The sequence below is a fragment of the Streptomyces sp. NPDC002476 genome (genome assembly GCF_042889785.1).
In the GTDB taxonomy this organism is placed as follows: Bacteria; Actinomycetota; Actinomycetes; order Streptomycetales; family Streptomycetaceae; genus Streptomyces.
This window is the reverse complement of sequence record NZ_JBIARH010000027.1, coordinates 1-24,991: the sequence shown is the minus strand read 5'-3', so window position 1 is coordinate 24,991 and position 24,991 is coordinate 1. Positions and strand designations below refer to the sequence as shown.

Annotated in this window: 19 protein-coding genes; 6 read left to right on the top strand and 13 right to left on the bottom strand. The window is 72.1% G+C overall.

All coding sequences use genetic code 11. The features are described from left to right. The first annotated feature begins 31 nt into the window (after window positions 1–31). From ACFYXM_RS26105 to ACFYXM_RS26085, 5 genes are all read left to right on the top strand, one after another. Window positions 32–1,276: a cytochrome P450 gene (locus ACFYXM_RS26105; RefSeq protein ID WP_389292848.1), complete on the top strand. Its 1,245-nt coding sequence runs from the start codon at window positions 32–34 to the stop codon at window positions 1,274–1,276. 277 nt (window positions 1,277–1,553) lie between these two features. Beyond that, complete coding sequence (locus ACFYXM_RS26100; protein ID WP_389292846.1) at window positions 1,554–3,296, top strand: PucR family transcriptional regulator; 1,743 nt, start codon at window positions 1,554–1,556, stop codon at window positions 3,294–3,296. 520 nt (window positions 3,297–3,816) lie between these two features. Beyond that, window positions 3,817–5,193 carry a diaminopimelate decarboxylase gene (locus ACFYXM_RS26095; RefSeq protein ID WP_389292844.1) on the top strand — a complete coding sequence of 459 codons (1,377 nt, stop codon included), beginning with the start codon at window positions 3,817–3,819 and terminating at the stop codon, window positions 5,191–5,193. Next, window positions 5,190–6,023, top strand: coding sequence for a M55 family metallopeptidase (locus ACFYXM_RS26090; protein ID WP_389292842.1), 834 nt, complete (start codon window positions 5,190–5,192; stop codon window positions 6,021–6,023). The genes ACFYXM_RS26095 and ACFYXM_RS26090 overlap by 4 nt, the downstream gene beginning before the upstream one ends. Window positions 6,024–6,504: 481 nt before the next feature. Beyond that, complete coding sequence (locus ACFYXM_RS26085; protein ID WP_389292841.1) at window positions 6,505–7,962, top strand: amino acid permease; 1,458 nt, start codon at window positions 6,505–6,507, stop codon at window positions 7,960–7,962. A gap of 127 nt (window positions 7,963–8,089) precedes the next feature. Here the strand turns inward: ACFYXM_RS26085 and ACFYXM_RS26080 are convergent, their stop codons facing one another. From ACFYXM_RS26080 to ACFYXM_RS26020, 13 genes are all read right to left on the bottom strand, one after another. After that, the gene (locus ACFYXM_RS26080) at window positions 8,090–8,878 is read right to left on the bottom strand and encodes a discoidin domain-containing protein (protein WP_389292839.1); all 789 of its coding nucleotides are present in this window, start codon (window positions 8,876–8,878) and stop codon (window positions 8,090–8,092) included. A gap of 626 nt (window positions 8,879–9,504) precedes the next feature. Continuing rightward, window positions 9,505–10,038, bottom strand: a complete 534-nt coding sequence (locus tag ACFYXM_RS26075; protein ID WP_389292837.1) for a phage tail protein — start codon at window positions 10,036–10,038, stop codon at window positions 9,505–9,507. 5 nt (window positions 10,039–10,043) lie between these two features. Further along, window positions 10,044–12,002, bottom strand: coding sequence for a putative baseplate assembly protein (locus ACFYXM_RS26070; protein ID WP_389292835.1), 1,959 nt, complete (start codon window positions 12,000–12,002; stop codon window positions 10,044–10,046). Window positions 12,003–12,039: 37 nt separating this feature from the next. After that, the gene (locus ACFYXM_RS26065; RefSeq protein WP_389292834.1) at window positions 12,040–12,453 is read right to left on the bottom strand and encodes a GPW/gp25 family protein; all 414 of its coding nucleotides are present in this window, start codon (window positions 12,451–12,453) and stop codon (window positions 12,040–12,042) included. A gap of 6 nt (window positions 12,454–12,459) precedes the next feature. Then, window positions 12,460–12,753 (bottom strand): PAAR domain-containing protein, encoded by a 294-nt coding sequence (locus ACFYXM_RS26060; RefSeq protein ID WP_073786583.1) that lies wholly within the window; start codon window positions 12,751–12,753, stop codon window positions 12,460–12,462. A 165-nt stretch (window positions 12,754–12,918) separates the two neighbouring features. Then, window positions 12,919–14,958, bottom strand: coding sequence for a VgrG-related protein (locus tag ACFYXM_RS26055; RefSeq protein ID WP_389292832.1), 2,040 nt, complete (start codon window positions 14,956–14,958; stop codon window positions 12,919–12,921). Then, the gene (locus ACFYXM_RS26050; RefSeq protein ID WP_389292830.1) at window positions 14,958–15,788 is read right to left on the bottom strand and encodes a peptidase M23; all 831 of its coding nucleotides are present in this window, start codon (window positions 15,786–15,788) and stop codon (window positions 14,958–14,960) included. The genes ACFYXM_RS26055 and ACFYXM_RS26050 overlap by 1 nt, the downstream gene beginning before the upstream one ends. Window positions 15,789–15,793: 5 nt before the next feature. Beyond that, window positions 15,794–16,231, bottom strand: coding sequence for a phage tail protein (locus tag ACFYXM_RS26045; protein ID WP_073786578.1), 438 nt, complete (start codon window positions 16,229–16,231; stop codon window positions 15,794–15,796). 76 nt (window positions 16,232–16,307) lie between these two features. Further along, window positions 16,308–18,278, bottom strand: coding sequence for a hypothetical protein (locus tag ACFYXM_RS26040; RefSeq protein ID WP_389292828.1), 1,971 nt, complete (start codon window positions 18,276–18,278; stop codon window positions 16,308–16,310). Between the two features lie 49 nt (window positions 18,279–18,327). Then, complete coding sequence (locus ACFYXM_RS26035) at window positions 18,328–18,471, bottom strand: DUF6760 family protein (RefSeq protein ID WP_093549683.1); 144 nt, start codon at window positions 18,469–18,471, stop codon at window positions 18,328–18,330. Continuing rightward, window positions 18,468–18,971, bottom strand: a complete 504-nt coding sequence (locus ACFYXM_RS26030) for a hypothetical protein (protein WP_389292826.1) — start codon at window positions 18,969–18,971, stop codon at window positions 18,468–18,470. Before ACFYXM_RS26030 ends, ACFYXM_RS26035 begins: the two co-directional genes overlap by 4 nt. Beyond that, a complete protein-coding gene (locus ACFYXM_RS26025) occupies window positions 18,971–19,414 on the bottom strand; it encodes a phage tail protein (RefSeq protein WP_351517909.1) in 444 nt (147 codons plus the stop codon). Before ACFYXM_RS26025 ends, ACFYXM_RS26030 begins: the two co-directional genes overlap by 1 nt. Window positions 19,415–19,527: 113 nt before the next feature. After that, a complete protein-coding gene (locus tag ACFYXM_RS26020) occupies window positions 19,528–21,081 on the bottom strand; it encodes a phage tail sheath family protein (protein WP_389292824.1) in 1,554 nt (517 codons plus the stop codon). Window positions 21,082–21,344: 263 nt separating this feature from the next. Here ACFYXM_RS26020 and ACFYXM_RS26015 point away from each other — a divergent pair, with 263 nt between their 5' ends. Continuing rightward, window positions 21,345–24,818, top strand: a complete 3,474-nt coding sequence (locus tag ACFYXM_RS26015; protein ID WP_389292822.1) for a hypothetical protein — start codon at window positions 21,345–21,347, stop codon at window positions 24,816–24,818. The last annotated feature ends 173 nt before the right edge of the window (window positions 24,819–24,991 follow it).

Genomic DNA, 24,991 nt, shown 5'->3' with positions numbered 1-24,991 from the left:
GGCCCGCAGCCCCCTCCCAAGGACCGCCACCATGACGCACGAAGAACTCCTGCGGCAGATCCTCTCCTACGACAACCGTGCCGACCCCTACCCGCTGTACTCCGAACTCCGCAGAACACCGGTCGTCCAGGGCGGCGACGGTCTGTTCGTCGTCAGCACGTACCGGGAGATCAAGGGCCTGCTGCACGACCCCCGAGTCAGCTCGGACGCCCGCAATCTCTCCCCCGGCGTCGCCGGGGTCCTGCTCCCGGACGAGGACACGTCCGTGCTGCCGCCCTCCTTCGTCCGGCTCGACCCTCCCGAGCACGACCGGCTGCGCCGTATGACCATGCGCCCGTTCGGGCCGCCTCAGACGCCCCGGCGCATCAACGACATGCGGGGCGAACTGGCCGGCATCGTCTCCGGGCTCATCGACGCGTTCGGGGACCGGAAGCAGGTCGACCTCGTCGACGACTTCTCGTACCCGTTCCCCGTCACCGTGATCTGCCGGCTGCTCGGCGTTCCGCGCGAGGACGAGGCGCGCTTCCACACCTGGGCCGACACCATCGTCGCCGGGCTCGACCCGATGCCGGGCCAGGACCCCGAGGAGCGACGCCGCGTCACCCAGCGGGCCCGTACCGAGCTGGGCGCGTACCTGTCGCAGCTCATCGACGAACGCGGCGACGCGCCCGGCGACGACCTGCTCTCCGCACTGGTCGACCAGCAGGGCCCGGACGGGCGGATGAGCCGCATGGAGGTGCTCAGCACCGCCTCCCTGCTGCTGATCGCCGGTCACGAGACCACGGTCAACCTGATCACCAACGGGATGCTCACCCTGCTGCGCAATCCCGAGGTGCTGGAACGGCTGCGCGCCGACCCCCGGCTCGCCGGCCCGGTCGTGGAGGAACTCCTGCGCTTCGAACCGCCCGTGCAACTACTGCCGCAGCGCACCGTGCTCGCGGACATCGACCTGTGCGGCACCACCATCACCAAGGGCTCCGCCCTCTGGCTCATGCTGGCCTCCGGCAACCGCGACCCTCGACGGTTCGCCGACCCGGACCTTTTCGACCCCGGCCGCGAGGACAACCAGCACCTCGGTTTCGGCAGTGGTATCCACGCCTGTTTCGGCGCGCCCCTCGCCCGTCTGGAGACCCAGATCGCCCTCACCGAGCTGGTCCGCAGGCTCGACGACCCGCGCCTGGTGGAGGACCCGCCGCCCTACCGGCGCAACGCCGTGCTGCGCGGGCCCCGGCATCTGAACATCGCCTTCGACGGGGTGCGGGGCCGGACCGGGTGAGAAGCGGCGCGGGACCGGCGGGGAGCGGCGCGGGCCCAGGCGCACGGGGGCCGGCGGCTCCGGGGCCGGGCGGCTCAGGGGCCCAGGTGGGGAGCGGCGTACGCCGGGGCAGAAAGCGGCGTGCGCTCGGGCGCACAAAACCGGGCGGCTTCGGAACCGGGCGGCTTCGGAACCGGGCGGCTCCGCGCCGGACCCGGCCGGACGGAACGGCACCCGGCCGGGCGGGAAGGCTTGCGGGCCCCGGCCCGTGCCCGGGGCGGCCGACCATGATGGATGCATGGCACCACACACGCATGAAACGGACGGGCTCGCCGGCGGGCCGTCGCTGGGGCAGATCCTCGGGCTGATCGCTCCCGGCATGCTCGACGTCGTCGTGGCGCCGCGCGGCCTGGGCGTTCCGGTGGCCGACGTGGTGCTGCACGATCCCGCCGAGGAACGGGACGACGGCACCTGGGCGGCGTCCGGGCTGATCCTGCTCGTGGTCGGCGTGGAGGTCTCCTCGCCGGAGGCGGTCGACGTACTGCGCGGCGCCGACCGGGCCGGGGCCGCTGCCGTGGTGTTGCGCAGAGGGCCCCGCGGGCCGCGGACGGCACTGCTGGAGGTGGCGGACGCCGGACGCACCGCGTTGCTGGCCCGGCGGCCGGAGCAGGGCTGGACGGAGGTGCTCGGTCGGCTGCGTACCGCGCTGGCGCACAGCGCGCCTGCCGGACCGGCCGGCACGGGCGGGACGGACGCGGTCGGCGGGCTGCGGCTCGGCGATCTGCCGGGGCTGGCCAACACGGTGGCGGACCTGGTCGGGGGCGCCATCACGATCGAGGATCCGCAGTCCCGGGTGCTCGCGTACTCGCGCATGGACCACGAACCCGATCCGATGCGTCGACTGACCATCCTCGGTCAGCAGGTGCCCCGCTGGCGCGTCCACGAACTCCGGGCCAGCGGCTTCTTCCAGGCTCTGTGGAGCACCGACGACGTGGTGCGCCTGCCCGCCGACGACCGTTACGCCGAGCGGCTGGCCATCGCGGTCCGCCACGGCTCGGAGGTACTCGGCTCGCTCTGGGCGGCCGCGGACGGCAGGCCGCTCGCCGAGGGCGCGGTGGCGGCGCTGCGCACGGCGGCACGGGCGGCCGTGCCGCATCTGTCCCACCATCAGACCTGGGGCCGGGCCGCGACCCGGGCACGGGAGGAGGCGGTGCACGCCCTGCTGGAGGGGCGCGGAGACGCGGCGCGGACCGCGCACGACGCCGGGATCGTGCCGGGACGGCCCTACGCGGTGCTGGTCGCGGAGGCCGAGGCGGCGGAGGCGGCGGGGGCGTACCCGGCACGCCCCGGGAAGGAGGCGTACGAGACGTGGGGAGCCGGGGCCACCGCCGTCGGCGTCCCGGGAAGCGCGGCCGAGCAGCGGGTGCTGGACGTGCTCGCGTTGCAGGCGGCGGCCTACCGGGACGGGTGCGTGGCCGCCCGGTCGGGGCGACGGCTGTACGTCCTGGTCCCGGCGGCCGACGGCGAGGCCGACCCGGCGCGGGCCCTGCTGGTGACGGCGCGCTCGGTCCCGCGCAGTGTGGTGTTCGCGGGCGCCGGTCCGGTGGCCGGAGACCTGTCGGAGCTGCCCGCGTCGTGCGAGGCGGCGGAGTCGGTGGTGCGAGTGCTGCGGAAACGGGCCGGGCGGCTTCCGGCCTCGGAGGCGGTGTCGGCCGCTGCGGCTTTCGACGAGGTGCTGTCCGAGACGGCGTTGCTCCGGGTCCTCGACCGGGTCGGGCCACTCTGGGAGACCCTGTCGGGGCCCGTGCACGAGATGACCGCGCACGACCGGACGCACGGTTCCGCATACGGTGCGTCGGTGGCCGCCTATCTGGACGCGTTCGGGGACACGGGCGAGGCCGCCCGGCGCCTGAATGTGCACGCGAACACCCTGCGGTACCGGCTGCGCCGGGCCCGCGAACTGTTCGGCGTCGACCTCGACGACCCCACCGTGCGGCTCCTGGCGGACATCGGGCTGCGGCTCGCCCGGCACGCGCGGTGAGACCTCGCTCCCGGCATGCACCGTGAGAGCCCCGCCCCTCCCCGTACACGCCACGAGAGCCTCGCTCCCCCGCCCGGCGCCGTCCCGCGCACTCCTGCTCTCCTCCCCCGCACCGCCCCGCGCCGTCCCGCACCGCCCCGCGCACTCCCGTTCTCCTCCGCCGCACCGCCCCCGCACCGCCCCGCGCCGTCCCGCACCGCCCCGCGCACTCCCGTTCTCCTCCGCCGCACCGCCCCCGCACCGCCCCGCGCACTCCCGTTCTCCTCCGCCGCACCGCCCCCGCACCGTCGTGCTTCCGCGCCGCCCTGAGGGCTGTCCCGTAATCCCTGGCGGGCGCGCGGGATTACGGGATAGCCCTTGGGACGAGGTGATCGTTTTCCTGTCGTACCGGACATGAATCCGGCCCATCCATGGTCGAGCGGGACGAAGACGTGACGGGTGCCGCACGCCGAAGCTGTGCACACACGGCCGACGGCTCGACGAGTCGCCGCGCACGCCCGACGTCTGGAGTGTGGTTCATGTGACTTCCGGTTCTCCCCCCCGGCGCACCGCCGCCCGTGAGGCCGCGCTGGCGCACGCCGTCGAGGACGGCCTGCTCGGCCCGCGGTCCCCGCTCGTCGGGCTGCTCGACGTCGACGGCGTGCTCGCCGCGGTCGAGTCGCTGAACGAGGCGTTCGAAGGACCGGCCGCGGTGCACCACACGTTCGCGGCGAAGGCATGCGGCCTGGTGCCGGTGCTGCGGCTGCTCGCGGACGCGGGGATGGGATGCGAGGTGGCCTCGCCCGGGGAACTGGAGCAGGCCCTGGCCGCCGGGTTCACGTACGACCGGCTGGTCTTCGACAGCCCGGCGAAGACGGTCGAGGAGCTGGAGTTCGCCCTGGCCCATGGGATCGCGATCAACCTGGACAACTTCCAGGAGCTGGCCCGGGTCGACCGCCTGCTGGCCGGCCGGGAAGCCTCCGGGCCCATCGGACTGCGGGTGAACCCCCAGGTGGGCGCGGGCGCCATCGGTGCGATGAGCACCGCCACCGCGACCTCGAAGTTCGGCGTCGCCCTGCGCGACCCGGGGGCCGTCGACGCGGTGGTCGACGCCTTCGCGCAGCGGCCGTGGCTCAACCGGCTGCACGCCCACGTCGGTTCCCAGGGCTGCCCGCTGCCGCTCATCGCCCAGGGCGTGCGGGCCGCGTACGAACTGGCCGAGCGCGTCAACGCGGAACTGGGCCACGCCCGGATCACGGGCATCGACATCGGCGGCGGCCTGCCCGTCAACTTCGACGACGAGGACGACCGGCCGACGTACGCGGACTACGTCGCCGAGCTCCGGAGCGCCGCCCCAGGGCTGTTCGACGGCCGCTACGCTCTGGTCACCGAGTTCGGTCGGTCACTGCTCGCCAAGAGCGGCACCATCGCCACGGTCGTCGAGTACACCAAGTCGGCCGGGGGGCGGCGGATCGCGGTCACGCACGCCGGGGCCCAGGTGGCGACCCGCACGGTCTTCATGCCCGAGGCCTGGCCGCTGCGCGTCGGGGTGTTCGACGCCGCGGGGCGTCCCAAGCAGGGCCTGCCCGAGGCCGTCGACATCGCCGGCCCGTGCTGCTTCGCCGGCGACCTGACCGCGACCGGGCGCGAACTTCCGGCTGTGGAGCCGGGGGACGTGGTGGCGTTGTACGACACCGGGGCGTACTACTTCTCTTCGCACTTCTCCTACAATTCCCTGCCTCGCCCCGCTGTGTACGGCTATCAGGCCGATTCCGACGGACAGGTGCGGTTCGCACTCGTGCGCGAGGCACAGAGCGTGCGCGGCGTGGTCGAGGAGAGCGGGCTCTCCCAGGCGGACTCCCTGGTCGCGCTGCGTTCGGGCGGCCCCGCGGAACGGCCGAAGGAGGTGACGGAGTGACACGCGTCCTGATATCCGCCGACATGGAAGGGGCGACCGGCACGGTCTCCCCGGGGGACGTCGAGGCGGGAACGCCGCGCTACGAGCGCTTCCGGCGACTGCTCACCCAGGACGTCAACGCCGCCGTCGCGGGATTCGCCGACGGCGGCGCGGACGAGATCATCGTGAACGACGCACACTGCGGCATGGACAACGTGCTCATCGAGGAGCTCGACCCCCGCGCGGTCCTGATCGTCGGCCGGCACAAGCCGCTGGGCATGATGCAGGGGCTGGAGACCGGGGTCGACGCGGTGGCGTTCGTCGGCTATCACGCCGGCGCGGGTGAGCAGGGCGTCCTCGCCCACACCTACCTCTCGCACAGCATCCTCGGCGTGCGCATCGACGGCGTACCCGTCGACGAGGGGCGGTTCAACGCCCTGGTCGCCGCAGAGGCCGGAACCCCCGTGGTCCTGGTCACCGGCGACGACCTGACCTGCCGCGACGCCGCCCGGTACGCGCCCGGCTGCCGGACCGTCACCGTGAAGACGGCGATCTCCCGGCACGCCGCGATCTGCCGCACCCCGGCCGTCACGTCCGCCGACATCCGCCGGGAGGCCGCCGCGGCGCTCTCCTCACCCCCGCCGCGCCCCACCGTGCGGGCGGCACCCCACGTGGTCGAAGTCGAGGTCGACAGCCCGCACCTGGCCCAGCGCGCCTGTGCCCTGGCCGGTGTCGAGCCGGCCGGACACCGGACCGTACGCATGGAGGCCCCCGACGCCCGGGAGGCGCTGCGCCGCTTCCGCGCGCTGACCTGGGTGATCGGCGGCGGTCGCGAGGGCGACTGGACCTGACCGCCCGCGACGCGCCCGACCCGACGACACACAGACGTCCCCGACCGGACTCCGACACCCCACGGATCGACCTGCCCGGACGTCGCACCAGATGTACCCGCCCGGACATCACGGACGCACCCGGCCGGACGTCACGACAGACGTCCCCGACCGGACGCCACGGACCTACCGGATCCGCTGGCGCACGGAAGCACCGGACCGGTGAGGCGACCGGCGGCCCCGACCGGGGCGTCGGACCTGCCCGACCCCCGTGACCGCCCGACATCCCCGTGACCGCCCGACATCCCCGTGACCGTTCGACGGCCGGCTTCACACGGCACGGGCCGGGCGCTCCCCCGGGAGCGGGCCTGGCCGCTTCTCCCGGGGGCGCACACCCGAACGACGCCCACGCCCCCGAGGGACCGCTTTCCCGCCGGACACCCCCGCTACGGGAGGGAACCCTCCCCGCCCCATACCCCCGTTGCCCAGGACTGGAGCTGCCATGACTTCCCCTCCATCGCGAAGAGCACCGCAGAGCCCGCAACAACCGGAGCTCAGCCGCTCCTTGCGCAACCGCCACATGTCGATGATCGCGATCGGCGGCGCGATCGGCGCCGGCCTGTTCGTCGGCAGCGGCTCCGTGATCAAGACCGCCGGACCCGCCGCGATCGTGTCGTACTGCCTGGCGGGCGCGCTCGTCCTGTGCACGATGCGCATGCTCGGCGAGATGGTCGTGGCGAAGCCCTCGTCGGGCTCGTTCGCCGACTACGCGCGCACCGCCATCGGGCCGTGGGCGGGCTTCACCATCGGCTGGCTGTACTGGTACTACTACGTCATCATCGTGGCCGTGGAGGCCGTCGCCGGAGCGGCGATCCTGCACGCCTGGATCGGGCTGCCGCTCTGGGTGCTGGCCATGGGCCTGATGATCGTGATGACCGCGACCAACCTGCTGTCGGTGAAGTCGTTCGGCGAGTTCGAGTTCTGGTTCTCCTCGGTCAAGGTCGCCGCGATCGTCGCCTTCCTGATCGTCGGCGGACTGTACGTCTTCGGCGCCTGGCCCGGTGCCTCGTTCGACTTCTCGAACCTGACCTCGCACGGCGGTTTCACCCCGAACGGCTTCACCTCGATCTTCTCCGCGATCGTCGTGGTCATCTTCGCCTTCGGCGGGGCCGAGATCGTCACCATCGCCGCCGCCGAGAGCAAGGAGCCGGAACGCTCCGTCGCCCGGGCCACCACCGGCATCATCTGGCGGATCATCCTCTTCTACGTCGGCTCGATCGTGCTGGTCGTCACGATCGTGCCGTGGAACAGCGCCAAGGTCCTGGCCAGCCCCTACGTCGCGGCCTGGAACATCATCGGGCTGCCCGGCGCGGGCGTCGTGATGGACGTCGTGATCCTCACCGCGGTGCTGAGCGTGCTGAACTCCTCGGTCTACGTGTCCTCGCGCATGCTCCGGTCCCTCGCCACGCACGGCGACGCGCCGGCCTGGCTCGTGGCGACGAACAAGCGCAACGTGCCGTCCCGCGCGATCCTCGCCGGAACCGTGGTGGGCTGGATCTCGGTGCTGTTCGCCTACCTGTCCCCGGACACCGTGTTCAGCTACCTGGTCAACTCCTCGGGCGCCATCGCCATCTTCATGTACCTCATGATCGGCGCGTCCCAGCTGCGGATGCGGCGCCGGATGGAGCGCGAGGCGCCCGAGCGGCTGACCCTGCGCATGTGGCTCTTCCCCTACCTGACCTGGGCGGTGATGGCGGGCTTCGCCGCCGTGCTGGTGGCCATGGCCGTCATCGGCGACCAGCGCACCCAGCTGTTCACCAGCCTCGGCAGCCTGGTCGTGGTGCTGCTCGCCTACGCGGTCCGCAGGGCCCGCGGCACCCGCCGACCGGAGCCGGGCGACTCCGGCACTGCCGCCGCGCCCTCGGACGGTGCCGGGGCCGCCCCCCTGACCGCCCGCTGACGGCCCGGTCCGCGTACAAAGGCCCCGACCGGGTGTGCTCGCCCCGGTCGGGGCCTCACCGTGCACGGGTGCCCGCCCCGCATCGGGCGGGCCGCCGGGACGCACCGGGCCGGGCCGGGGCGGGCCCTCAGGACCGCCGTCCGAAGAACTCGACCTCGGCGACGGCCAGGTGCTTGCCGGCGCCCGCTCCGTACGCGTCGTCCATCGTGAGCCGGGCCCGTACGACCTTCGAACCCCGCAGGTCGAAGGTCTGCTGACCGGGCTGGTCCTTGACCCTGATCACCTTGTCGGCCCGGTCGCCGTCGGCGGAGGTGAGCCGGACGGTGATCCTGGCCGGACGTGCCTGGGTGAGGAATTCGTCCAGTTTCGTCGACGTGCCGGAGAAGACGACCAGCTTCAGCACCCGGACCGGCTGCTCGAAGTCGCACTCCAGGTACTCCCCCACGCCGGTGTCGGGTCCCGCCGCCGCGGGCGCCCAGTAGCGGTTGTTGAAACCGTCGAACGCGGCGCCCGCCGGATGCCCGGCCGCCCGGCTGGAGGACCGGAACCGGGTGGGCGGCACCGCCTCCGGCGTCCCCGTCTCGTCCTTGGCGAGGCCGAACCAGCCCGGCACGTGCGGAAGGGCGAACCATATCCCGCACGCCACCAGGACCAGCACGACCGGGAGCGCCAGGCCCGGACGGCGCCACAGCCGACGCTTCGGCCGGGTACCGGCGACGGGGGCCTGGGGCGGTCGCCTCCGCAGGATCCGACGCCACCAGGGCAGGCGGACCCCGGGCGGCGGACCCGGGTCCAGGAGCAGGGCGCAGCGGACGCACAGGGTGCGGTCCGGGGCGTTCTCCGTATGGCAGTTGGGGCAGCGGATCGGAGCCCCGGGCGGCCGGCTCGAAGACGCGGGCGCGGGTGTCGGCGGCACGTCGGGGAACGCCTCGGGCCCCGGCTCGTGCGCGTCCCTCTCGTCGCCGGGGCGACGCGGGGCGGCCGTGGCGGCGGGGGGCGAGGACGGTGGCCGTGGGGCTGGTGGGTCCACTGGGGCCGATGGGGCCGATGGGGCCATTGGGGCCGGTGAGGCCGGTGAGGCCGGTGAGGCCGGTGAGGCCGGTGAGGCCGGTGAGGCCGGTGGGTTCACTGGGGCCGGTGACAGTCGTGGCGGCGTCAGAGACGGCTGGGGTGTGGATTGCGGCTGAGGCCGAGGATCCGGCTGCGGCTGAGGATTCGGCTGTGTCTGCGGCTGTACCTGCGAATCGGGTCGAGGCTGTGGTTGCGTTCGAGGCCGCGGCTGCGGCTGCGGAGCAGCCCCCGTCCCGGCAGCGGAAGGCCCCGCACCGCCCGTACCAACGGCATCGCTCGAACCACCCGGCCCCTCGGAACCACCCGAACCACCCGCGCCACCCACACGGCCCGAACCACCCGCGCCACCCGAACCACCCGCGCCGCCCGCGCCGCCCGTACTCCTCGTATCCCCCTCCCACTCCAGGAACGCCTGGCACGACGTGCAGAACTGCGTGCCCGGTGCGTTGTTCTGGCCGCACGTCTCGCAGATCACGACACCTCCAGGTCGAAGCCCACATGCGCCGGGATCTCCGTACGGATCAGCTCCTCCAGCCGCACCCGGTCGACCGGTTCGAGCCGCTCGGCCCGGATCCGTACCGTCACCCACGGCCGGGGCCCGCCGGGGAACCGGGTGTGCGGGGTCTGCGACCACGCCGTGCCGCCGCTCTCGACGATGTCCGGTTCGATCCCGGTCTCCAGGAACACCGCCTCCGCCAGCCCGCGCCGGGTGCCGCGCCTGCTGTGGCGTTCGACCGCGCCACGCACCGCCGCGCGGCGCCGCTCGACCGGGTGGTCCTCGTGCGGGTCGACGGCCACCCACTGGGCCAGCCAGGACAGGAAGTCCTCCGGCGCGCTGCGCGGGTCGAGGTGGGCGGGCAGGTTGTCGATGGCGAGCAGGACCGGGGCGAGCACGTCGTCGAGCGCGGCGAGGAACCGTCGCAGGAAGTCCTCGTCCAGGTAGACCGCGGGGAGTTGCTCGATCAGAGGGTGCGGGGTCTGCAGCCCGGTCACACCTGTGCGCATGGCGGTCAGCCCTCCCGTACCCGGAGCTGGTGCTCGTAGCTGAAGACCAGCGCGTGCCGGTCGAGCACGATCCTGGTGGTGGGTTCGCCGCGTTGTCCGGTCACGGGGTCGGCGGGGAAGAGGCGTACGTCCTCCACCAGGTCCACCCCCGCCACCTGCTGCAGTACGGCGAACGCCTCGCCCGACTGGATCGGCCGCCCGAACGGCCAGCCGTCGCCGCCCGGCCCGCCGGCGAGCGGGTTGAAGTAGCGGTAGAGGGCCGCCATTGCCTCCTCCCGTACCCGTTCCGGCACCGCGCCCCTGCGGGCCTGGACCGAGGCGACCACGGTGACCCCCTGGTAGTAGGGCGGTTCGACCACCAGCCGGGCGCCGATGGGCCGCCGTTCGTCCAGATGGCCCGCGATCAGGGCGAGGGTGTGCTGCGGCGGGATCAGCTCGTCGAACTGGATGCGGCCCTGCTCGTCACTGCGCCCGGCCGGGACGACGAGCAGCCGCACCCCGCCCGCCTCCACGTCCGTGTCGCCGCCGGCCGGGACGCACTGCACCCGGGACGCGTCCGGGGCGACCTCGCGGGCCAGGAGCTCGTAGTCGTGCGGGACGACGGCCCGGTGCAGGGTCCGCAGCGTCATCGGGCCGCGCACCCGGGCGCTGTCCACCGTCTCGCCGTCGACCCCGCCGAGCGCGGGCCGCCGGTTCTCCGCCCGGGCCACGTACGGGATGGCGCTGCGCAGCACCCGGAGCGTGCCGCGGGCGACGTTGCCGCGCAGGCCACCGCCGGTGCGGTACGCGCGCACGCGCACGGTGGCGCCCTTCGGCGGGACCGCCCCGTAGTAGCGGATGGACCCGTCCCGTTCCCGTACCGCCGGGCCGAACTCCACCCGGCCCGAGTTGGGGTCGAGGGTGATGTGCCGGTCGCCGGGACCGGAGTGCGCGAAGTCGTCGACGCGGGTCCACTCCGTGCCGTGCGGGCCACTCGCCGGATCGGCCACCTCGACGACGAAGTCGCCGGGGACGACGGGCGGGCGGCTCACCGTGAAGCTCTGCCCCGGTACGCCCTCGGCCTGGCCCAGCACCTCGTCGGTCACGGTCTCGGCGTGCACCGCCCCGACGGTGGCGCCGATCGTGAACGCGGTGACGCCGCGCACCACCGGGGGCGCCATGTAGGTGGGCTGCCCCGGCTCGGCCTCCACCAGCCGACAGCGCAGCCAGCCGCCGGTCCGGCGCACGACGACGGCCGGGGCGTGCCCCTGCGGGAGGTGCAGGATCAGCTCCCCGGACCTGTTGAAGCCGCCGGTGTCGTCCTTCTCGACCTCGCAGACCGTCCAGGCACTGCCGTCCCATGCCTCCCAGAGCAGCGGCGGACGCAGCGGGTCGACGCCGACGCCCTCGACCGCGCAGTCCAGCCGCAGCACGACGACGCCCGACGGGACGGCCACCGACAGACCCACGTACAGGGCATCGCCGGGCGCGGGCGTGGTCCCGAAGCACGGGACGGTACGGCCGAGCGCGAGCTCCTCGGTGCGGTCGACGGCGTCGCCCGCTGTCGGCCAGGTCGCGAGGTGCGCGAACTCGCAGGGGACGATGGACAGTTCGTCGCCGGTCGTGAAGACGACCGCTTCCTCGGTCTCGGTGCGGACGGTCGCCACCTCCGTACCGGCCCGTACCCGCACCGGTTCGGGGCGGGGCGCGGAGAGCCGGAACGTCACGTCGGTGCGGGCGGCGGTGGGTGGGTGCAGCCGGACCCCGATCAGGTCGAGGAAGGTCAGGTAGCTCTTCTCCGGCACCCGGTTCACCCGGTAGACCAGCTGGTCGACCATGGTCGCGAACGCCTCGATGAGGGTCACGCCGGGATCGGACACATTGTGGTCGGTCCACTCGGGGCAGCGTTGCTGGACGAGCCGTTTCGCCTCGTCGACCAGGCCCTGGAAGCGGCGGTCGTCCAGATGCGGACTGGGCAGCGTCACGCGCCGTCCACCTCCTCCAGATGCGGACCGGACAGCGTCACCGGCCGTCCACCTCCTCGTGCTCCGGGATCACATAGAACGGGAAGACCAGGTTCCGGGGGTCGTTGGCACCGCGCACGGTGTAGCCGATGTCGATGTACAGCACTCCTTCATCGGCCTCGTCGAAGCGCACGACGACCTCCGTGACCTCGATCCGGGGCTCCCACCGGTCCAGCGCGAGGCGCACCTCGTACGCGAGCTGCCCGGCCGTACCCGCGTCCGCCGGAGCGAACACGTAGTCGTTGATGGCGCAGCCGAACTCCGGCCGCATGGGCCGTTCGCCCGGCGAGGTCGCCAGGATCAGCCGGATCGACTCCTCCAACTCGTGCTCTCCGCACACCAGGGCGATGGACCCGGTGGCGTCCGTGCGCGGCGGGAACGCCCAGCCCGCGCCGATGAACTGCTGGCCCATGTCCGCTCAGCCCCCGATCAGCACGGTCGGGCAGCCGGACACGACGGGCGAGCCGCAGCCCGCCAGGTCCCCGACCCGGGCGGCGGGCTGCCCGCCGATCAGCACCGTGGTGCTGCCGGGCGGCATGATCGCGGACGGCGGGTGCACGGCGGGCGGGGGTGCGGCGCACTGGTGCGGGGTGCCGACCGTGGCGGCGGGCAGCCCGCCGATCAGCACGGACGGGACACCGGGCGGTCCGACGATGCCCGGGTGTCCGGTGGGGTCGCCGACCCGTGCGGCTGCCGCCGCGCTTGCTGACATGGAACTCCGCTCCTCTCGCTCGGCTTGTTCGCCGTATCCGATGTGCTCGCCGTGTCCGCTTGTTCGCCGTACTCGTCCGCTCGCCGTCCCTGTTTGCTCAGCCCGCCCCGCCCGTCCGGTCGGCGCCTCCGCCCGTTCGGCGGGCGCGCTCTGCCGAACGTGCCGTCAATTGATCTTCACCAGGGGCGCGTTGATGGCCAGGGAGCCGCCGCCCTTGATGTCGGTGCGCTGTGTTCCGTCGACGGCGACCTGCGCGCCCCGGACCTTCACCGTGCCGCCGGTGGAGAGCTCGACCTCTCCATTGCCGCCGTCCACCCGCACCCCGCCACGGGACGTCAACGTGACGCTGTCGCCACTGAGTTCGAGCGCCCCCTGCCCGCCGTCCAGCGCGACGCCGCGGGCCGCCCTGATGGACACCTGCTGCTTGGCCTCGATGGTCACGCTGCCGTCGCTGTTGATGACGATGGCGGTTCCTCTGCGGTCGAGGTCGATCTTCAGCTTGCCGTCGCCGGTGAGCAGGCGTACGCCCTGCGGTCCGTCCGCGCCGTCCAGGATCTCCAGCTGGTTGCCGCTCTTGGAGGCGATCGAGCGGCGGTTGACCGCTCCACTGGTCGGGTCCACCAGCGGGGTGCCGCCGGAGGATCCGGAGGACCCCGCCCCGGCTCCGGAGGTGTCCGGCGGGCCGGACACCGAGCCGGCCGCGCCCCCCGGCCCTCCTCCCGCAGCGCCCCCCTCGCCACCTCCTCCGCCGGCTGCTCCGCTTCCGCCGGCGCCGTCTCCCCCGCTCCCGGCTCCGCCGCCCTGCGAGGGCCGGTCCTTCCCGTTGTACAGACCGGCGAGGACGTACGGACGGTCCAGATGCCCGTGCTCGAACCCGACCAGGACCTCGTCCCCCACCTCCGGGATGAACGCCTCGCCGCCGCTCGTCCCGCCCGACTGCGCCGTACGCGCCCAGTCGCTCGCGTACTCGTCCGACAGCCAGGGGAACCGCACCTTCACGCGGCCCGAGCCGTCCGGGTCCTGGGTGTCCGTGACCGTCCCGTTGACCAGCCCCGCACAGCGTGCCCCGCCCCCGGCCGCCGCACCGGACGTGCCGGAGCCCGGACCTCCGCCGGTCAGCCCGAACAGCGAACGCTCCTGCTGCCCGGAGACCGTGAGCCATGTCTCGTAGCCGCGCACCGGGTCGAACACGTGCCGCGACGTGGTGACCGTGTACCGGCCCTCGAACGGCGCGCCCACCGCGTTGAGCGCCACCGCGCTGCCCGCCCGCACCTCCGGATTTCCCCGGATCACCGCCTCCAGCTCCGCGAACGATCCGGCGATCCGTTCCGCCAGCGCCTTCGCCGCCTGGTCCACCTGCGCCTGCGCCCCGTACGCCGTGTCCGTCACCACGAAGCGCGCCTCGCCGAACGGCGCGGTCACATCGGCGGCACTCACCCCGAGCTCCAGCGTCGCCGACTTCCCGGCCGGTGCCCGCCCCACGAGCGGCTGCTTCGTCCTCACGTCCCAGCCGCGCACCTCGACCTCGGAGACCTGCTCGGCGGACGACACCCCGGCCCGGCAGCGCAGCAGGTTGCTGCCCATCTCCAGGACCAGCGGGTCGCGGTCGGCCCGGGCGGATCCGTCGGGCGCGCCGCTCGCCTCCACCGGGCGGGTGATGTGCAGCCGCCCGTCCCGTACGTACGCCTGGGCGCCCGCCTCCTCGGCGAGCGCGCTGACGAACTCCCAGTCGGTGACGTTGGGTTGGGCGACGTGTTCGAGTACCGGCCCGGCCACGTCCACGTTCCCCGGTCTCAGTCCGGCGCGCTGGGCGACCTGGGAGCAAATGTCGGCGAGCGTCATGTTCTGGTAGCTGGCCACCCGGCGCCCGCGGAGCAACCGGTGCGATTCGTCGAGCCCGCGTACGACGGTGAAGGTGCCGGTCTCGTCGAGTTCCACCTCCAGGGCGGTGACCACCCCCTTCAGCAGGGGCTTCGGGGCCGTGTCGCCGCCCGCGCGGGCCAGCAGCCGGGCCTCGGTGCCGATCTTCAGCCCGGCCTGTTCCAGCAGCACCCGGTCCGGGTCGCGGAAGCGCAACAGGAACAGGTCGGGAAGCGTGCGGCTGTCGTCGACGTACCCCTCGACCAGCGTGTTCATGAACTTCGGCGGCAGCGGACGGCCCCCGAACTCCACCACCAGCGCGCTCGCGACACCCGGCGGCGCCATCAGGACCGACCCCCGTTACGGGCCCGGTCCCGGAACCTGGACCGGTCCTCCTCCAGTCGCTTCAGCTCGTCCAGCGCGGGGAGCAGCAGTTGCCGCCCCGGGGCCAGCCGCATCGGGTCGTCGATCCCGTTCGCCTCCGCGATCACCCGCCAGGCGGCCGGGTCCCCGTACTCGCGCTGGGCCAGCGACGGCAGCGAGTCGCCCGCGTCCAGCCGGTGGACCCGGCGGGCCGCGAGGGCGCCCGAGGTCGGGTTCTGTCCCGGCGTCTCGCCGCTGATCTCCTCCATCGTCACCTGGCAGACGGCCCGGATCGGCACGCCCGACGTGGTGAACAGGGTGTATTTCGCCTGCACTTGGCTGACGTATCCGGGGAACCCGGTCAGTCCGCCCCAGTGGAACACCACCCAGGGCGGCGACGAACGCTGCTGCTGGCGGGTCTCGTTCGTCGGCACGCAGCACGCGAACAGCTGCTCCACCGCCGTCACCACCCGGGTGTCGTGGGTGTCGCCCGCGTCGAAGAACATCTCGACCGTGAGCTTGCTGGGCTGCGAGCCCTGGTACTCGGGCGGACCCGAGCTCTTGGCGCCCTTGGCAGGGCTCCGCTTCCAGGACGCGGCCTTGGTCAGGCTCAGCTCCTTCGGGTTGAACTGGAAGTCGATCCGCCCGCAGGGCGCACCGGGGGTGAGCCCGCCTCCGGTCGGCGGCGTCCGCAGCTCCAGGTAGGCGTGTTCCAGCTTGGGCCGGGCGGAACCACCCCCGCCGGCCTTCGCGGCGGCCGACGCCCCGGACGTACCGGCGGCGCTGAACGCGATGGGACCCGCACCGCTCACGACGATCAGCCCTCCATCACGTAGCCGTGGTGGGCGATCTCGATGGTCTCCATCGCGACCTTGGGCGACTCGGGGTTGAAGGAGGGTCCGGTCCAGCGGACCGGCACCACCTCCAGCAGCCCCCACTGGGCCACCTTCTGCCCGTCCCCGGTCCGTGCCTCGATGTGCGCGGTCTTGCGGCTGAACCCGGTCGTCATGGTGGCGAACCAGCGAGCGACTTTCTCGGTCTCCTTGGTCAGCGGCCGGGAGAGCTTCACGTTGGAGTACTTCAGGCGGGTCGGCAGCTGCCACACGTGCCCGTTGTTGCCGCCCTCCTCGCGTGTTTCGAGCACCACCTCACAGCCCAGCCCGTCGCAGGTGTTGAACGACCCGAGCTCGATGTCGTCGATCGTCACGACGAAGCAGACGCTGACGGCGGGGTCCTCGTTCGGGGCGGTGGCCATGGCACGTACCTCTCAATTCCCTGTGGTGCGGGTGCTGTTCGTCCCTGCTCATAGCTTTTCGTCGCTGCCGGGTGTTTCAGTGCCTGGTGTTGATGAGGAAGCCGGCCCGTTCGCGCTCCAGTCGCAGATCGGCCTTGAGGAGGCGGCTGAGCGGCGGGTACAGGGCGCGGACCAGTTCGTCGGTGACGACGGGCGGAGCGCCGCCGGGGGCCGGGGGGTGGGGCCCCGGCGGGGCGGGGCCCCCGGCGGTGGTGCCGGCGGGCTCGGGCCCCGGTTCCGGTTCCGGTTCCGGTTCCGGATCCGGCGCGGGCCCTGGCTCCGGTTCCGGCTCCGGAGGGGGCGGTTCCTCGCTCTCCGTCTCGCGCTGGACGACCGGCGCCGAGTACGCCGGCGGGGTGTACGCCGAGGACGTGTACGTCGACGCCGGTGCCCCGAACACCACGCTGCCGTCCGCCATCCGCTGGGCCACCCCCGCGGCGACGGCGACGGACCCCGCAGTCGTGAACCCGTCGGCGGGCATCGAGGAGGCGGAGGCGGCACGGCTTCCGGCGGTACCCGCCGAACGCGGCACCGGCGGCCCGCCGACCGGCTGCCGCTGCGCACCGGGCAGCGGCCGGGAGCGGGCGCCCGAAGCACTCCCCGGAGCACTCGTCGACGGCGTGCTGCCGCGCTGCACCGGCACCGCGTCCGACAAGGACACCGTCGCCGCCCACGGGGATCCCGTCCCCTCGGACGTCCAGCGCACCGGCACGGCATCGGGGTCGCCCCCGGTCCCGGATCCGGGCATGGTTCCGGATCCGGTTGCGGATGCCGGTCCGTGGCCGGTGCCCGCGAGGCCGTCCACCGGGCCGGCGCGCTGTACGGCGGCAGGAGGCGCACCACCGCCGATGGAGCCCCCGTGGACGGACGGCGGTGTCAGCGGCCGGTCGGCCAGCAGCGGTGCGACCGGCCCGGCGGCCGGGAGCGGCGACAGCGGTGCGGGAACGAGCGGGTCGGTGCGACGCTGCACCGCCGCACCGGTCGCGGGAGCGGACTCCGCCGGGACTGCCAGGAGGGGATCGTCGCCGAGCAGCGGCGCGGTGGGCGCCTCGGGGCCGGACGTCTCCCGGTGCACGGAGGCGTCGGGCGGGGCGGGCGCCCCCGCGGTCGCACCGGAACCGTCGCCGTTCTCCGCACTCCGCGCCACAGGCACGACAGGCCCGGTGGGCACCACCGGCAGAGCAGGCCCGGCATCCGCGCCCGTCCCTGTCCTCGTCCCCTGCTCCGTCCCCGTGTCGGTCGCGGCGGCCCGGCGCTGCGCGGTGGGCGGCAGGGCCTGCAGCGGGGCCCCGAGGCCGGGCGCGCGCCGGGACCGCTCACCGGCCGGAGGCGTCGCCGCACGCTGAACGGGCGGCGGCCCCGGTACGCCGTCGGGCGCGGACACGGGCGCGGCGCCGGGGCCGTCCGGCATCGCGGCGACGGCCCGTTCGCCCACCAGATGACGTACGGGCAGCTCCGCCGCGGCCGAGCCCCCGGCCGACGTCATCGCCGCCGACCCGGCGCCCGTGGCCCGCTGCACGCCGACGAAGCCGGGCGTCGCGGCGCCGACGGAAGCGGACGGAGCAGCCGGCAGGGACCTGCCCCGGACCGGCAGCCCTCCCCGCGCCTCCTGCGACGCGTGCGCCGACCGCTGCACAGAGTCGCCACCGTGTTCCGCCGGTGCCGGGGCGGTGACCCCGTGCACGAGCCCCGTGGGCGCGTCCGGACTGACCAGATGGCCGAGCGGCGTACCGAGCGCGACGTCGCGCCGGGTGGAGAGCGTCTCCTGGAACCCGGACGGATTCGTGATCAGACCCTGACCGGCCAACGTTCGCTGGATCGGCGGGAGTTCGGAAAGGTCGGCCCGCTCGCGCGGTGCGCCGTGGCCCGCCCGTACGTCGTGGCCGTGGTCCGCCCGTACGTCGTGGTCCGTACCCGCCCCGCCCTTCTCCGTACGCCCGTCGTCCTCCGCACGCGCGCCGCCGCGCAGCCGGGAGCCGCCGTCGCGCAGCCAGGACATCAGCCCCATGAACTCCTCCGCCCTCCCCGCGCTCCCGCGTTCTCGCTCCTGCGCGTCGCTACTGCCCGTTGAGGCGGGCGACCTGTGCGACGAACCTCAGACGTTCCGGATGCTCCAGATCCAGCAGCTCGTCGAGCGGCCAGTGGAAGTGGTAGGCGAGGTACGCGACCTCCTCGTAGAGCAGGTCGGCCGCGTACGTCACGATTCCCCCAGGCGGCCACCGGCGAGGTTCACCGCGAACTCCTCCTGGCAGGCCGGACAGGTGACGGCCGCGCGGGTGTGTCCCTCGGCGTTGATCCGCCGGTAGAAGTCCTGGAGAAAGGCCAGGTCGGAGGCGAAGAGGTCCTCGATGATGCCGGGGTGGACGTCGTCGATCGTGCCGATCCGGGTGACGACCCGGGCGATGAGCACGACCGAGAGGTACGCGGAGTTCTCGCGCACCCGGTCGTCCCGCAGCGGCACGAGTTCGTCGCGCGCCGTGGCGAGCCGCATGACCCCGGTGCGGTGCACGACGCCCGCCTCGTCGACGTACCCGCGCGGCAGCTGGAAGGAGAACTCCGTGCGCAGCGTGTCCCGTTGGCCGGCCGCCCCGCCCCGGTCGGCCGGGTCCCGCCCCTCCGCCCGCCGAGGGGCTCCCTCGCCCGCGTCCGGCGCGGAGGCGTGCGGGTGAACGTGTGCGGGAGCCGGTGCCGTACGCCGCATCAGTCGACTTCCATGCTCTCGTACGTGATGGCGAGCTTCTCCGTCAGCACCGAGGTGTCACCGGCCTTCAGGGTGCCGATTTCGAGGGACTTCGGCCAGGCGTTGATGAGCTTGTAGCGCTTGATGGGGATGCCCTCGTGGTCGTACACGATGACCGCTCCGTTCCGCCGGGCCATCGGCATCCGCCCGAACCGCGAGTCCTTGATCCAGCGCTCGAAACTGTTGTCCTCGGTGAGGCCCCGGGTCACGGTCACCTCACCGGCCTTGGGCCGGCCGGGGAGCTTCTTGATGGCGTAGCGGCCGTCGGCGGTGTTCTGCTTCAGCTCGATGACGTCCTGCTCCATCTTCAGACCACTGACCTCGGTGATCTGCTTGATGACGACGCTGTCGAATTCGAGGCCGAAGGACGCGCCGACGGTGCTGTCGAGATCGGGAAGTGGCACAACAGGCTCCTTTTCCGCTCTTGCCGTTTCAACCGCTCAGTCCGCCTGTACCGCGCATGTCGTCGGCTGTACCGCGCATGTCGTCGGCGGGGCAGGACATCCATCACGCCCCGTCACTCGTCGACGCCGCCGCTGCCCTCGCTCAGCTGGGACAGGCGGAAGACGACGAACTCGGCGGGCTTGACCGGCGCCACCCCGATCTCGCAGACGACCTGGCCCGCGTCGATGCTCTCCGGCGGATTGGTCTCGCGGTCGCACTTGACGTAGAACGCCTCTTCCGGGGTGAGCCCGAACAGCGCCCCCTTGCGCCACTCGTTGACCAGGAACGCCGAGACCGTGCGCCGGATACGGGCCCACAGGGCGTCGTCGTTCGGCTCGAAGACGACCCACTGGGTACCGGCGAGGATCGACTCCTCCAGGTAGTTGAAGAGGCGCCGGACGTTCAGGTAGCGCCAGGCCGGATCGGAGGCCAGCGTGCGCGCGCCCCAGATGCGGATGCCACGGCCCGGGAAGGACCGGATGCAGTTCAGCCCGATGGGGTTGAGCTGGTCGTGCTCGCCCTTGGTCAGCTGCGTCTGGAGCGCGACCGCCCCGCGCACCACCTCGTTGGCCGGGGCCTTGTGCACCCCGCGCGACTCGTCGTTGCGCGCCCACACCCCGGCGATGTGGCCGCTCGGCGGTACGAGTCGCGCACGCCCCGAGGAGGCGTCGGCGACCCGGATCCACGGGTAGTAGAGCGTGGCGTACTTGGAGTCGAAGTTGGCCCGGTCGGTGCGCCAGGCGCGGATCTGCTGCGGGGAGAGTCCGGGAGGCGGGTCGAGGATGGCGACGCGGTCGCCCATCAGCTCGCAGTGGGTGATGATCCCCTGCTGTACGGCGATGACGGACTCCAGGTCCAGCAGTCCGCGCTCGTACGCGCTCATCAGGTCCGGCACGGCGACCGTGGTGATCTCTTCCACCGCCTCCAGGCCCCCCAGCCCGGTGCGACGGTCGGGATCACCGACGTACACCTCGGGGGTCAGCGCCCCGGCGTCGGCCGGCGCGGGCGCGGCGGGGGCCAGGACGACGGACTGCGGTTCGGGCCGGGCGGGCGCGGCGCCGCGCCCCGTCTCCCGTATCTCGATCAGTTCCGAGGCGGCGTTGACGCGGGTGGCGACGTTCTCCTTGCTGCGTTTGGTCGTGACGCCGGGGTACGTCTCGACCACCTGCCCGTCCCGCTTCACGACGAGCTGGAACACGTCGGAGGGCGGATCGTCCCCCTCCGCCGCGGCCACCTCCACGGTGATCTCACCGACCGCGCCGGGCCGCGGCTTCACCGCGTACGGCCCGAGCCGCGTCTCCGACCCCGGCGGCAGCTTCCCGGCGGCCGACCCGTCGTCCACGTCCTCCGCCGGAGGTTCGGTGCCGTCGCCGACGCGCACCACGTAGCAGACGCCGCCGCCGTTGGAGAAGAACCCATGGACGGCGGAGGCGAGATACGTACCGTCGACGAAGTCGCCGAACGTGGCCACGAACTGGCTCCAGTTCGTGATCAGTGTCGGCTCGTCGAACGGGCCCTTGCGCGCGAAGCCGACGAAGGCGGCGACCGAGGTGCCCACCCCTTCGATCGGCCGGGACCCGGACTCGATCTCCTCGACGTAGACGCCCGGGGACAGGTACGACGGCATATGAGCTTCTCCTTGGCCGGGGAACGCCCGCAATTCTCGTGACAGCCGCGATCACCGGGAACGGACGCACGGCCGCCCGCCCGTGCACCGGCCGCTGCCCGATCAGGCAACGTCCCCGCCCGTACACGCCGCCGCGCTCTGCCCGGTGACCGGCCCCCGCGCCCTCCGTCCGCGTATTCACGCCCCCACACCCTGGGACGGCGGCAGGGTCCCCGTGCCCGTGGAGTGCCGACTGTCCGGGAAGCGGTGGGCCGGGAGGGCGGATGAAGGCGGTTCCGGAGAGGGACCCCGGCGCTGCCCGCGCCCAGCCCGTTCCCGCGCGTACGGCGGTGTCCCGTACGACGGCTGCCGCACCGCAGCGCCCGGCGGGCGACCGTCCGCCCCCGTCCCCCGCTCCCGCCCCTGACCCGCGCGGTCTGCAACGCCTGCAGCGCATGGCCGGGAACGCGGCCGTCTCGCGCCTGGTGGCCCAGCGCTACACGGCCCCGGTCAAACCGTCTCCGGCACAGGCTCCTGGTTTCCGCCGGGTGCAGTCGGACGTCGCGGCGAAGAAGACCCGTCTGGCCGCCCATGCCCCGGCCGCCGCGGAGTCGAAGTCCGCGCAGGACGCGGCGGTCGCGCCGCCGGACGACAAGGAGGCCCAGGGCAAGGCGGCGAACGCGGAGAAGATGAACGCCGCGAAGCCGGGCGAGTTCAACAAGCAGGCGTTCGTCGACGCGGTGAACAAGGCGATCGACGCCCAGGCACCGAAGAACCTCGACGAGGCGGACAAGTTCTCCAAGTCGGGCAGGGCCGACACGATCAAGTCGGAGGTCGACGGAAAGGTCTCGGACGGCAAGGAGTCCTCCGCCAAGGACATCGAAACGGCGACCAAGGCCCCGCCGGACACCGCGGCGGCCAAGGACAAACCGGTCACCCCGATGACCCCGGACCAGCCGCCCGCCAACCCCGGCGCACCCTCCGCCGCGGACGCCACCCCCGACAGACAGCCCCCGGCCGTCACGGACTTCTCCCAGGGCCCCGCCGCCAACGACAAGGCCCTCGCGGACGCCGACGTCACCGAGGAACAGCTGGCCAAGGGCAACGAGCCGGCGTTCGACGAGGCCCTGTCCGCGAAGAAGACGGCCGAGGCGGACTCCGCGAAGGCCCCCTCACAGGCCCGCACCGCCGAGACCCGGCAACTGTCCACGACCAAGGCGGGCGCGGCGGCAGCCGGGGCACAGGCCATGACCACCCTGACCGCGACCCGGAGCGCCGCCGGGAAGCAGGTCGACGGGGGCAAGGGCGAGACGAAGTCGAAGGACGAGAAGCGGCGGGCCGAGGCCACCGCGAAGCTCCAGAAGGTCTACGACACGACCAAGAAGGACGTCGAGGAGACCCTGTCCGGTCTGGACAAGAAGGTCGACACGGCGTTCACGGCCGGCGAGAAGGCCGCCCGGGACGCGTTCACCGCCGACCACAAGCGTCGCATGACGGCGTACAAGGACAAGCGCTACTCGGGCCTGAGGGGCAAGGCCCGCTGGGTCAAGGACAAGTTCGCGGGCCTCCCGAAGGAGGCCAACGACCTCTACCAGGAGGCCCGCAAGCTCTACGTCTCGAAGATGCAGGCGGTCATCTCGTCGGTCGCCGACCTCATCGGCACCGAACTCGGCCGCGCGAAGGCCCGCATCGCCAAGGGCCGCGCCGAGCTCAAGGCCGAGGTCGACAAACTCCCCGCCGATCTGCGCCAGTTCGGCCAGGAAGCGGCCAAGGACTTCGCGGGCAGGTTCGACGATCTCGAAGCAACCGTCGACGAGAAGTCCGAACAGCTCGTCCAGGATCTCGCGAACAAGTACACCGCTGCCCTGAACAAGATCGACGAGGAGATCAAGAAGCTCCAGGAGGCCAACAAGGGCCTGATCGACAAGGCGAAGGACGCCATCGTCGGCGCCCTGAAGACGATCAACGAGCTGAAGAACCTCCTCCTCGGCATCCTGGCCAAGGCCGCCTCCGCGATCATGAAGATCATCAAGGACCCCATCGGGTTCCTCGGCAATCTCGTACGCGCGGTCGGTGCCGGTCTTCAGCTCTTCATCACCAACATCGCCGACCACCTCAAGACCGGCCTCGTCTCCTGGCTCCTGGGCACCGCCGTCAAGGCCGGCCTCGAACTCCCCGCCCGTTTCGACCTCAGGGGCATCATCCAGCTCATCGGCTCGCTCCTGGGCCTGACCTGGGCCAACATCCGCGCCCGCATCATCCGCAAGGGCGTCCCCGACCAGGCCCTCACCGCCGTCGAGTCCTCCGTCCCCGTCGCGAAGAAACTCGCCACCGAGGGCCCCGCGGGCGCCGTCGAGGAAATCCAGGCCGAGGCCGGCGACCTCAAGACCACTATTCTCCAGAAACTCACCAGCTACCTGATCCCCACCGTCATCGTCGCCGGGATCACCTGGATCATCTCCCTCCTCAACCCCGCCTCCGCCTTCGTCCGCGCGGTCAAGGGAATCATCGACATCGTCACGTTCGTCGTGAACCAGGGCGCCCAGATCGTCGAATTCGTCAACGCCGTCCTCGATGCCGTCATCGCCATAGCCAACGGCGGTTCGGCAGGCGTCCCCAAGATGGTCGAGGCCGCCCTGGCCGCCAGCGTCCCGGTGCTGATCGGCTTCCTCGCCTCGCTACTGGGCATCGGCGGCCTCGCCAACAAGGTGAAGAGCGTCTTCCACGCCGTCTCCCGGCCGGTCAACCGCGCCATCGACAAAATCGTCGACTTCATCGCAAAAGCCGGAAAGAAACTATCGAAAAAACCCAGAAAAGAAAATGGCGAGAGAAAGGAAAAAGATAAAGGCGAAGAGAAGGGAAAGACGGGTCGAAGCGAAACCGGATCCGACCGCAGAACGCCCCCCACAGAGGAAGTCAGGCACCAGGAGATCGTCCGATCGGTCATACGGCAGATGGAGAGACCCACCTCCAATTCCGAGTATCAGCCGGTCCGCCGCGAAAAAGAAACCCTGGCTCGACAACTCGAAGCCACGTACCAGCCACAGCTGAAACGCGGGATCAAGCTCTCCGTTTCGTTCCCGGACGACGCCAGGACCGCATCCACGAAGAAGAAGCTCGATTTCCACGTAAAAGTGGCGCCCAACGACTCCGTCGGCGACGGATCGGTGCCAATCGGACCGTCCGGACCGATACCTCCCGTGGAAGGACTCCCCGAGAAGGAGGACTTCTACCACGGGTCGAGCGAGGACGTTGCGGACAATTTCGCAAGGGGAACACCGGTCGAGCCGCGAGGGCACGGGGAATTCGGAACGGGCTTCTACACCTTCAAGGAAGAAGCAGCTGCCGCCGAGGTAGCGGAAACGTACAGCCGCAGCAGGGACGATGACCGGTGGGGCGTGACGGAGTTCACCGTCCCCACGGACACCATCAACCGATTCGGGCTATTCGACACAGTATTTGATCTTGAGTCCAGCTACTACACACTCGTCTTCAAGGACAAGAACACACCGGTTCCGGTACGGCACCCGCAGAACTACGGCGGCATTGAAACCGAAATGACCTGGAACGAATTCCGAAAAAAGGAGAAGGAACTCGGGGGCGAAGTCAGCTGGCCATACGATCTGATCATCGGGCCACTCAGCGGAAAGATCAGGTCCGTCAAGGACGTCAAGCAATTCCTCTTCAATGAAGAAGGAATTAGAATGCTGAATGACGGCTCAGTGCTTCGTAGAGTGACAAGGCGAGGTGACGCATGAGCAAGTCGTTCGGTCACCGCACGACACTCGACCTTCTGCGTTCCATGGCTGCGGAACCCGGGCCCGACTTCCGGGACGTACTTGAACAGACCGGGGCAAGACCCGATCTTCTCGCATCGGTGCGGCACCTGCTGCACAACGGCTCACGCAACGAGAAAAGAATCGCTCTCCTC